Raw genomic sequence first — 9,310 nt, 5'->3', positions numbered from 1 at the left:
ATCAAGCGATCGAAGTGCACGGATAAGTTTCGGGGGTCACATTAGCGAAGCAGCCGGTCCAACCCGCAGGCAGAACAGTTCTGCTGCTGCTCCCCGAGCACCGTTCCCACTCCCGCCAAGCACCTCCTCCCGCTGCCCTAGGCGCCAGTCGACTTCCCTGCCGGTCAAGCGTCTTATAAGACAGCATTGGTTCAGTGCGGCGTGTTGTCTTATAAGGCAACGGTGCGAATGGGGCTGGTGAGCCGGGCAAGGCTACAAAGACAGCAAGGCGACCGCCGAGCAAGATTGCCAAGCGGAAGCAAGGCCAAGCCGAGCAAGGCAGCAGCAGACAGGGGAAGTACAATGAAGACGGTCGAAATCGACATCGACGTAAATCGGGCGATCGAAAGTGCGCGGATCAGTTTCGAGGAGTCGCACAATGCCATTCTCCGCCGGCTGCTCGGGATCGCTGGGACCCGGCGGGCGCGGGCGTCGACGCCCGCCCAGCGGCTTCCCCGCAGCAGCGGCGCCTATACTACCGTCATCGGCAATACGCCTGTCGAGGCCAATAGCCTCAAGGAGTTGCTCCGGCGCGTCATCCTGCTGTGCGAAAAGAATCGCCCCGGTCTGATCGACCAGCTGTCGCTGACGCCCACCCAAAGGGGACGCCGGATCGTGGCCCGATCGGCCGCCGCCCTCTACTCCAACGCGCCGCACCTGATCCAGTATGCCGAAAAGCTCGACGGGGACTGGTGGTACGATACCAATGTGGGCAGGAGGCAGGTGCTGGCTTACTTGAGGATACTCGCGGAAATGTTGCAGCTGCCGCATCTGCCGGCCATCCACAAGCGGGCCGAAAAGACCACTTTGACGCCCGAGGACCTCGGCCTCTAGCGCCCTACCCCAGCCTTGGCAGGTTCCGCCCCATGTCCCCCTGCTCGATCTGGCGCGCCTCGTCGAGGCTGAGCATCGGCACGCCGTTGCGGATCGGGAAAGCGAGGTGCGCGGCCACCGAGATCAGTTCGGTCCCGTCCGCCGACAGCGTCAGCCGCGTCTTGGTCAGCGGGCAGACCAGCATTTCGAGCGTCTTCACATCCACCGCGTGGCGAAGCGCTGCGGCGGGGGCCGGCTGCTCGCTCAATTGAGCGGGGAGGCCCGGTTGCCGCCCCGGGCCATCTCGAACTCTGCCATGGCGATCAGCGTCTCGGCCCGTGTCTCGAGCGTATCGGCCTCGAGCAGCGCCTGCTTTTCGGCCGCCCCATAAGGCGATACCATGGCGCAGAAATTGACCAGGTCCGCCGTGCCGGTCTTTTCGATCTCGTCCCAGTTGAGGTCGAAATTGCCGAACTCGGCATACTCCCGCATCATCTTCAGGAACCGCGGGCGGTCGACCGCCGCCTCGCCGAACTCGCGATCGAAATCCGCCGCGAACGCGTCGGTCGCTATCATGGCACGGCGGAACGGCGTCATGGTCGGCATTTCCTTGAGCAGCTCGAACCGGCAGATGCCTTCGAGGATGACGAAATAGCGGCTGTCCTCGACTTCCTCGAAATGGCTGATCCGGCCCACCGTGCCGATGCGCTGCAGCGGCGCCCGGCCCTTGGGGCTTTCCTCGGACGTGTCGCGCGGCTGGATCAGCCCGATCAGCCGATCGCCTTTCAGCGCATGGTCGATCATCTCGACATAGCGCGGCTCGAAGATATTGAGCGGCCGCCGCGCATAGGGCAGCAGCAGCGCGCCCGTCAGCGGGAACACCGGCACGCTGGCAGGCAGATCGGCGGGAGAGTTTGGACGCTTCAACACTGGCGGCTCCTCAGGCGCTGGCACCCGGACGTTCGGTCCGCGGTGTCGCAGGAGTAAATCAGCTGAACAGCAGCGCCGACAGCAGCCGACGCCCCTTCAGGGTGGCGGGGTCCTTCGGGCCCCAGGCTTCGAACAGTTCGAGCAGCTTCTTGCGCGCCCCGTCCTCGTTCCAGGTCCGGTCGCGGCGCATCAGGTTCACCAGTTCCTCCGCCGCCTCGAGGCGCTTGCCATCGGCATTGTACCTGACCGCGAGATCGAAGCGCGCCTGGTGGTCGTCGGGGTTCTTTTCGAGCTGCGCGGCAAGCTCGTCGGCCTCGCTGAGTTCGGCCGCCTCGGCGAGGAGCTTCAGCGCCGCCAGCGTCGAGGTGTAGTCCTCGCCCTTCCGCTCGCCCTCGGGCATGGTGTCGAGCACGGCCTTGGCCTGCTCTGGCTCGCCGGCGGCGAGGAACACCTTCGACATGCCGATGATGCCCGCCGGATTTTCCGGCCGGTGCTGCAGCACCATCCCGTAAATCTGCGCCGCCTGGTTGAGGTCGCCGGCGGTCAGCGCCTCGGCCGCGGCGGCGAGTGCATTCTTGATCTCTTCCTCGATCGACCCCGGCTGCGGCTGGCCCGCGGGCGCCGCGGCGATCACTTTGTCGGCGAACCGCCGCACCTCGCTCTCCGGGATCGCGCCGAGGAACGCATCGACCGGCCGGCCGCCGGCAAAGGCGAACACCGCGGGGATCGACTGGATGCCGAGCTGGCCGGCGACGCCGGGGTTCTCGTCGATATTAATCTTCACCAGCCGGATCTTGCCGGCCTTCTCGTTGATGACCTTCTCGAGGTTCGGCGTCAGCTGCCGGCAGGGTCCGCACCACGGCGCCCAGAAATCGACCAGCACCGGCGCCTCGAGCGAGGCGTCGATGACATCGGCCTTGAACGCACGGTCGGTCGATTCCTTGATCAGCGCGCCGGCGGGCGGGGCCGATGGGGCGGAGGCGGGATTGAGGTCGTTTAGGGACATGCGCTGGATTCCTGCCGTGCGGGGCGCCTCGCGACCCCGGGATTGCCTGCTTTTCTTGCGCCCCTGAAGGGCTTCGAGGCAAGCATTATCGCTGCTTGCCGCAGGCCAGAATTATGGGTTGCAAACGTGCTTTCGATTGGGCATATAGGCGCGCGGCGACGCGATGCCAAGCTCCCACGGGGACAAGGCATCGTCAATTGCCGATGGAGTGCGGGTGTAGCTCAGGGGTAGAGCATAACCTTGCCAAGGTTAGGGTCGAGGGTTCGAATCCCTTCGCCCGCTCCAAAACTTCCCTATCGTGGGAATGCGACAAAGGCCGGACACCTGTCCGGCCTTTCGCATTTTCGCGCAGTGGCGTTGCGGGCCAGGACCTAGTCGTAGGTGTCTTCCTCGGCCCCCGCGCTCAGGAACCCGGCGGCGCCGGGCATCTCGTGCGCGTCGTCCTTGACTGTGGACTTGGCGAGCTTGTCCTTGTCCTTCTTCGCCTCGCCGCTCTTGCCGTGGCTGGCTGGCACGGCGTCCTTCTTCTTGCCCTTGTGCTTGTCGCCCATAGTGTCCTCCTCTCTTCGAGGAGAAACGCGCGAGGGGGTCTTTGGTGCGCGCAACCGGGCGAAAAAACCTCTCGCCCGGCCGAAGGCCGGATGAGGCGGGGGCGGGCGACATGAGCCGCTGAACCCCTCACCCGACCCGGGAGGGAGAGGGGACGCGGGCCGCATGCTTGCGTCTAGCGTCCCAGCGCCGCCTGCTCCGAGGTGATCCGGTCCATCAGCGGATCGAGTTCCATGTTCACCGGCGCATTGCTCGCGAGCCGCTCCTTGAGGAACCCGATCGAGTCCTCCAGCACCTCGTCGAGATTTTCCGAGCAGCTGAAATCGCCGGCCACGCGCTTCACCTTTGAATTGTCGAACAGCGCCGACCAGGTCTTGTCGCCGAGCAGCGGGCCTTCCCATTCCTTGCGATAGGCGACCAGCGTGTCGCTGGGCACATGGACGATGTTCGGCGTCAGCCCGACGCCCCGGCCGATGGCGCGATAGATATCGTCCCAGCTATAGCCGCGGTCCGACGTAATGTGGAAATCCTCGCCGAGCGCGGCGGGCTTACCGAACAGGTTGACGAACGGCACGGCGAAATCGACCGAGCGCGTCAGCGTCCACGGCGAAGTGCCGTCGCCCGCGACGATCACGGGTTTCCCCTGCTGCATGCGGCGGATGACGATGTCGCCCTCGCCCATCATGGTCGGGAGCCCGGTACGCACCGTGTGGCTTGGCCGGACGATGGTCCACGGGAGGTTCTTTGCGGCCTTCAGCAGCGCTTCCGAAGCGATCTTGGCCTGGCTGTAGCCCCAGTACGGGTTCACCGTCGGCGTCTTCTCGGTAATGATGTAGTGCTTGGCCGGCTTCTCGTAGACCGAGGCCGAGGAGATGAAGATATATTGGCCGGTGTTACCGGCAAAGGTAGCGATGTCCTCCGCCATCTGCTCGGGCGTGAACACCATGAACTGCGCCACGACGTCGAACTTCTGCGCCCCCAGCGCCCGATAGGCCACCGGGTCCTTCATGTCCCCGACGATCGAGGTCACCCCGACCGGCAGTTCCGCATCGCGGAGGCCGCGATTGAACACGCTGACCTTGTGGCCCTCGGCCACCGCGCGCTCGACGCAGGGCAGCGAAATCTGTCCCGTCCCGCCGACGAAAAGTACGTTCAAGCTCATGAAAATCCTCCCGCAACTATGCGGGCGGCACCTGATCACCGGACGGCAGCGATTTCAACCGGCCCAAACGCACGAGCGGCTCAGTCCCGCTTCACCTTGCGGATCGCTCCGGCCTGCGGATCGTAGCCGCGGGCCGCGAGGAGGAACGCTACCACGGCCACGCCGGCGACGACGCCGAGCGAGACGAGGTTGAGCTGGCCGTACATGGCGAAGCGGATCAGTTCCACCGCGTGCGTGAACGGGTTCACGAAGCTCAGCCAGTAGACGATCTCGGCACCCGATTCCCTGAGCTTCCACAGCGGGTAGAGCGCGGAGCTAAGGAAGAACATCGGGAACACCACGAAGTTCATCATCCCGGCAAAGTTCTCGATCTGCGGCGTATAGACCGAGACGAGGAGCCCGATCGAACCCAGCATCAGCCCGGCAAGGAGGATCGCCGGGATCGCCGTCAGGTAGCCGAAATCGGGTACTCCGTAGCCGACGAGCTTGGCGACGATGAGGAACGCATAGGCCTGCAGCAGGGCGAGGATCGTCGCGCCGGCAATCTTGGCGAACAACAGGAACCCACGCGGCAGAGGCGTCACCAGCATCACCCGCATTACCCCTGCTTCGCGGTCATAGACCATCGACAGCGCCGATTGCATGCACTGGAACAGGATGACGATGCCGACGAGCCCCGGAAGGATATATTCCTGGTAAGGCGTATAGGTCTGGTACGGCGGGACGATCGAGACGCCGAGCAGGTCGTGCAGCCCGGTCGCGAACACCAGCAGCCACAGCGCCGGCCGCACCAGCGCCGACAGCAGCCGCTCGGTCTGGCGCAGGAACTTCGCGATCTCGCGCCAGGTGATGGCGTAGACGCCAAGCCATAGATGCCGTGCGCTTACTGACACTTGTGCTCCGGCTCGTCGGTGCCGAGCGTATCGAGCACGTTGGTCTGGTGCAAAAATCCCTCGAGCGGCGCTTCGGCGATCACTGCGTTGTGTGTCGCGAGAATGATCGGGAACCTCAGCTGCCCGTCCCACGGCCGGAAGCTCAGTTGCACCCCCTTTGCGCCGTCGATCTTCAGCCGCTTGCCGCGGATATAGTCGGCAGTCGCCTGGTACTCGCCGGTTCGCGCCTTGGCGTAGGCGGTGACGATGGCCTTGGCGGCGATCCAGCTCGCCCAGTCCTGCCCGGTCATCCGCCGCCCGTCGGTCAGCGCCTCGAAGCGCGAGGTCACCTGGGTCGAGCCGTCGCGGTCCCAGCTCCACTGCCATTCCGAGGCGACGAGCCCGGTGGACCCCACCACCAGCCGCGGCAGCTGGGTGGCATAGGGCAGGTAGCGCGCGAACTCGCCCTGGTGGTCGGCAACGAACACCACGTCGTAATCGGCATTGCCGGTGATCAGCAGCGAATTGTTTTTCTCCCGGTTCGCCGGATCGGTGGCGAGGGTGAACTCGCGCTCGTCGACAATGTTGAAGCGCTGCCGCTCGGCCGAGGCGCGGAACGCCGCCGCCATCGCCTTGTCGCGCGGCTCGGTGCCGACCAGCATCAGCACTTTGGTCCAGTTGCGGACGCGCAGCAGCTGCACCATTGCATCGGACAGCATGCGATCCGATGCCGCCGTGTGGAGGAGGTTCGGATAGCACCGGTTGCGGAGGAAATCCTCGGGCGCCGTGGCGTTCAGGAGCGTCACCGGCCATTCCCGCGTCGCCCCGGCGACCTGGTCGACCAGTTCCGCCGGCAGGTCGAGGATGACGAACTGTTCCCCCGCCTTCACCATCTCGCCGACCGCCGCGACCAGCGAGGCGGCATCCGTGGCTTCCTGGTGATCCAGCACCACCTGCTGGTCCACCGCATCGGAGACCACCTTCATCTCCTCGATCCCCATCGTCGCCCCATCGATCGGGTTGCCGCCGGGAGCGATCTCGATGCGGTTGTAGACAATGTCCGGATGATAGCGCGGGTCGTCCTTCAGCCCAAGATAGCCGATCTTCACCTCGGCGGAGATGGCGGCGGTGGAGAAGAGCAGTGCTGTGATTGGGACAAGCAGATTAAGAGCGACTTTGCCCAGCCGGCGCCCCAGCGCCCCCTCTCCCCCCAGGGGAGAAGCGAGGACCGCCGCAAGTGCGCGCCACTCAGTCATCGATCAACACCGAATGCGGCACGCGGCCCACCGGCACCGACTTCACCGCCTTCATCGAGGCCATGTCGATCACCGTGATGTCGTCCGAGAGCCCGTTCGCCACATAGGCGAACTTCTCGTCGCTGGTGAGGTCCACCGACCAGGCGCGCTTGCCCACCAGCACGTAGGACAAGACCTCATGCGTCCTGGCATCGATGATCGCCACATGGTTGGCGCGGCCGAGGCTCAGCAGGATCTTGCTGCCGTCCTTGGTGATCGCCATCCCCACCGGAGTGACATCCTCCTCGCGGAACCCGTCCGGCACGTAGATCAGGCTGTCGCCCTTGATCTCGTTGGTCGCCGTATCGATGATGTAGATCTCGCTCGAGAGTTCGCAGCTGACCCACAGCTCGCTCTGGTCCGGCGTCAGGATGAAGCGCCGCGGGCGCGTGCCGACGAGGATGTTCTTGCTCACCGCTCCGGTGGTCGTATCGATGACATGCACCATGTCGGCGACTTCCGAGGTGACATAGGCGGTCTTGCCGTCGGGCATCAGCAAGACGCCTTCAGGCTCGGCGCCGGTCGGGATCTGCTGGACCGAGACGCGCGTCGCGAGATCGATCGCCTCGAGCCGGGAATCCTCCTCGTTCGAGACATAGATCATCTTCTCGTCGGGCGAGAACGCGAACACTTCCGGCGATGGCCCGGTGGGAATCGAGTCGACCACTTCGAGGCTCGCCACGTCGATCACGTCGATCGTGTCGTCGTCGCCGCAGGCGACGTAGAGCAGTTCCTTCGCTGCATTGAAATGCATGTCGCGCGGGCGGCGCGAGGTGGCGATCCGCTTGACCACCGCCAGCGACTGGTCGAGCACCACCACTTCGTTGCCCTTCTCGGTCGAAACGAAGATCATCCCGGTGCCCTTGGCGGCGGCCCGCGGCACGGCGCTCGCGGCGATCAAGGCGGTCGCCGTCGCGACGAATGTGCGTCTGGTGATCATTTGACGATGAACTTGCCCCTGAGCCCGCGATTCTCGTAGCCGGGCACGTAGATTTCATACTCGCCCGGCCGGATCGGCACGAACGAAATGGTGAAGGTCCCGGCATCGTCGAACTCCACCGAGTAGAGCCCGTTGCTCTTCACCTCGAGATCGTTGACGACGACCTGGTCGATCCACGAATTGCGGAACAGCTCCGGCGCCACCACCGCGATCTCCTCGTTGCCGTCCGAGGTGATGTCGAGCTGGTAGTATTTGCCGGTCTCGAGCTCCCAGACGTCCTGGGAGAACTTGAGATCGATGGTGTTGATCTCGAGCGTCAGGTCGGTGCCGTTGGCGGCGAGGTTCCCCTCGGCATGCGCCCCGCCGCCGAGTGCCAGTACGGCAGCTGCCGCGAGTGCGAGTTTCTTCATGCTGGAGGATTCCCCCGGAGGCCTGTGTCGATGGTTATATCGCACATCCGTGGGCCGCGCGCCCGAGGCCCTGCAACCCTACGGCCTCAATACGTGATATAGCCAAGGCCAATGTTCCCGGGTGCTAGCGCTGAACCACCAGATGTCTGGCGTTCGGCGGAGAAACCATGCGCAAAATACTTGCTATCGCTTTGACAGGCCTCGCTTTGGCGATCGGCGCCACCACCGGCACCTTCGCCCAGGCCGACGGGCCGAGGAAGCTTTCGCTCGGCGTGCAGGCGACCGGCACCGTCAAGTGGGAGCTCGCTGCCATGTCGGCGCTCGGTATCGACAAGAAGCACGGGCTCGAACTCGATGTCCGCGACGTCGCCGACAGCAAGGCCGGACAGATCGCGCTGCAGGCGAAGCAGGTCGACGTCATCCTTTCCGATTTCGTCTGGGTCTCGATCCAGCGCCACGAAGGCAACATGGTCACCATGGTGCCGCACTCGCTGACCGTCGGCGGCCTCGTCGTCGATCCCGCCGCCGGCATCGGCTCGGTCGCGGACCTGAAGGGCAAGACCCTCGCCGTCTCCGGCAGCCCGGTCGACAAGAGCTATGTCATCCTCGCCGCCGAATACAACAAGCTGACCGGCGGCAACCTCACCGAGGACGCTTCGGCCAAGTTCGGCGCCCCGCCGCTGGTCAACGAACTGATCACCGGCGGCCAGGCCCAGGCGGCGCTCAACCTCTGGAACTGGAACTCGCGCGCCAAGCTCGCCGGGAAGACCGAATTGATCTCGGTTGCCGCCATGCTTGCCGATCTCGGCGTTTCGGAAACCCCGCCGCTGCTCGGCTGGGCCTTCTTCGACGAGACCGCCGCCGACAAGGCCGATGCGCTGACCGCCTTCCTCGATGCCTCGTTCGAGACCAAGGCCGCGCTCCTCAACGACGACGCGGTCTGGGACCAGATCCGCGAGGTGATGAATGTTGGCGACGACGACGCGCTCTTCGCCCAGTTGCGTGACGACTACCGCGCCGGCATCGTCACCAGCTATGCTGCCAACAACATGAAGCCGGCCGAAGAGAGCTTTGCCGTGATGGCGAAGTTCGGCGGACCGGACGTCGTCGGCTCCTCGACCGACCTGGCCGACGGCACGTTCTGGAAGGGCTATAGCAAATAGCCGTTGAACTGCGCGACGGCAGCACCACTGCCGCAACCGAACCACAGCAGCAGCAGCCCAAGCTCAGGCGAGACCTCCCGCTCGAACTGAACAGCCTGCAGCACCTGCTTGACGACACGCAGGTGCTGTCG

Annotated in this window: 11 protein-coding genes and 1 tRNA gene; 3 read left to right on the top strand and 9 right to left on the bottom strand. The window is 64.8% G+C overall.

The genetic code is table 11. The annotated features are described in order from the left end of the window. Nucleotides 1-342: 342 nt before the first annotated feature. Nucleotides 343-873, top strand: a complete 531-nt coding sequence (locus JWQ89_RS12045) for a hypothetical protein (protein ID WP_299641317.1) — start codon at nucleotides 343-345, stop codon at nucleotides 871-873. A 4-nt stretch (nucleotides 874-877) separates the two neighbouring features. On the opposite strand, the gene JWQ89_RS12040 is transcribed toward JWQ89_RS12045, so the two are convergent. The 3 genes from JWQ89_RS12040 to JWQ89_RS12030 are packed head-to-tail and all read right to left on the bottom strand — an operon-like array spanning nucleotide 878 to nucleotide 2,788. Beyond that, a complete protein-coding gene (locus JWQ89_RS12040) occupies nucleotides 878-1,120 on the bottom strand; it encodes a Trm112 family protein (RefSeq protein WP_299641315.1) in 243 nt (80 codons plus the stop codon). Next, nucleotides 1,117-1,782: an LON peptidase substrate-binding domain-containing protein gene (locus JWQ89_RS12035; protein WP_299641313.1), complete on the bottom strand. Its 666-nt coding sequence runs from the start codon at nucleotides 1,780-1,782 to the stop codon at nucleotides 1,117-1,119. Before JWQ89_RS12035 ends, JWQ89_RS12040 begins: the two co-directional genes overlap by 4 nt. Before the next feature lie 58 nt (nucleotides 1,783-1,840). Beyond that, nucleotides 1,841-2,788: a co-chaperone YbbN gene (locus JWQ89_RS12030; protein WP_299641312.1), complete on the bottom strand. Its 948-nt coding sequence runs from the start codon at nucleotides 2,786-2,788 to the stop codon at nucleotides 1,841-1,843. Nucleotides 2,789-2,998: 210 nt separating this feature from the next. Here JWQ89_RS12030 and JWQ89_RS12025 point away from each other — a divergent pair. After that, nucleotides 2,999-3,073, top strand: a tRNA-Gly gene (locus JWQ89_RS12025). A gap of 86 nt (nucleotides 3,074-3,159) precedes the next feature. Here JWQ89_RS12025 and JWQ89_RS12020 read toward each other — a convergent pair. The 6 genes from JWQ89_RS12020 to JWQ89_RS11995 form a co-directional block, all read right to left on the bottom strand. Beyond that, entirely contained in the window at nucleotides 3,160-3,339 is a 180-nt protein-coding gene (locus JWQ89_RS12020; protein ID WP_299641309.1) for a hypothetical protein, read from the bottom strand. Between the two features lie 173 nt (nucleotides 3,340-3,512). Then, complete coding sequence (locus JWQ89_RS12015) at nucleotides 3,513-4,499, bottom strand: SDR family oxidoreductase (protein ID WP_299641307.1); 987 nt, start codon at nucleotides 4,497-4,499, stop codon at nucleotides 3,513-3,515. Between the two features lie 80 nt (nucleotides 4,500-4,579). Then, nucleotides 4,580-5,392: an ABC transporter permease gene (locus tag JWQ89_RS12010; protein WP_299641305.1), complete on the bottom strand. Its 813-nt coding sequence runs from the start codon at nucleotides 5,390-5,392 to the stop codon at nucleotides 4,580-4,582. Beyond that, nucleotides 5,383-6,627: an amino acid ABC transporter substrate-binding protein gene (locus tag JWQ89_RS12005; RefSeq protein WP_299641303.1), complete on the bottom strand. Its 1,245-nt coding sequence runs from the start codon at nucleotides 6,625-6,627 to the stop codon at nucleotides 5,383-5,385. Before JWQ89_RS12005 ends, JWQ89_RS12010 begins: the two co-directional genes overlap by 10 nt. Further along, entirely contained in the window at nucleotides 6,620-7,606 is a 987-nt protein-coding gene (locus JWQ89_RS12000; RefSeq protein WP_299641300.1) for a PQQ-dependent catabolism-associated beta-propeller protein, read from the bottom strand. The genes JWQ89_RS12005 and JWQ89_RS12000 overlap by 8 nt, the downstream gene beginning before the upstream one ends. Then, nucleotides 7,603-8,016, bottom strand: a complete 414-nt coding sequence (locus tag JWQ89_RS11995) for a hypothetical protein (RefSeq protein WP_299641298.1) — start codon at nucleotides 8,014-8,016, stop codon at nucleotides 7,603-7,605. Before JWQ89_RS11995 ends, JWQ89_RS12000 begins: the two co-directional genes overlap by 4 nt. A 167-nt stretch (nucleotides 8,017-8,183) precedes the next feature. On the opposite strand from JWQ89_RS11995, the gene JWQ89_RS11990 reads away from it, so the two are divergent. Further along, nucleotides 8,184-9,179 (top strand): ABC transporter substrate-binding protein, encoded by a 996-nt coding sequence (locus JWQ89_RS11990; protein ID WP_299641296.1) that lies wholly within the window; start codon nucleotides 8,184-8,186, stop codon nucleotides 9,177-9,179. Nucleotides 9,180-9,310 lie beyond the last annotated feature (131 nt).

The organism is Devosia sp. (assembly GCF_028290645.1).
GTDB lineage: Bacteria > Pseudomonadota > Alphaproteobacteria > Rhizobiales > Devosiaceae > Devosia_A.
The sequence above is the reverse complement of the archived record's forward strand: the minus strand, read 5'-3'. Positions and strand labels throughout refer to the sequence as shown.

Excerpts from the sequence above, each read along its gene's own strand:
- JWQ89_RS11995 (WP_299641298.1), bottom strand. The coding sequence starts at position 8,016 with ATGAAGAAACTCGCACTCGCGGCAGCTGCCGTACTGGCACTCGGCGGC.
- JWQ89_RS12045 (WP_299641317.1), top strand. The coding sequence starts at position 343 with ATGAAGACGGTCGAAATCGACATCGACGTAAATCGGGCGATCGAAAGT.
- JWQ89_RS12030 (WP_299641312.1), bottom strand. The coding sequence starts at position 2,788 with ATGTCCCTAAACGACCTCAATCCCGCCTCCGCCCCATCGGCCCCGCCC.
- JWQ89_RS12015 (WP_299641307.1), bottom strand. The coding sequence starts at position 4,499 with ATGAGCTTGAACGTACTTTTCGTCGGCGGGACGGGACAGATTTCGCTG.
- JWQ89_RS11990 (WP_299641296.1), top strand. The coding sequence starts at position 8,184 with ATGCGCAAAATACTTGCTATCGCTTTGACAGGCCTCGCTTTGGCGATC.
- JWQ89_RS12020 (WP_299641309.1), bottom strand. The coding sequence starts at position 3,339 with ATGGGCGACAAGCACAAGGGCAAGAAGAAGGACGCCGTGCCAGCCAGC.
- JWQ89_RS12005 (WP_299641303.1), bottom strand. The coding sequence starts at position 6,627 with ATGACTGAGTGGCGCGCACTTGCGGCGGTCCTCGCTTCTCCCCTGGGG.
- JWQ89_RS12000 (WP_299641300.1), bottom strand. The coding sequence starts at position 7,606 with ATGATCACCAGACGCACATTCGTCGCGACGGCGACCGCCTTGATCGCC.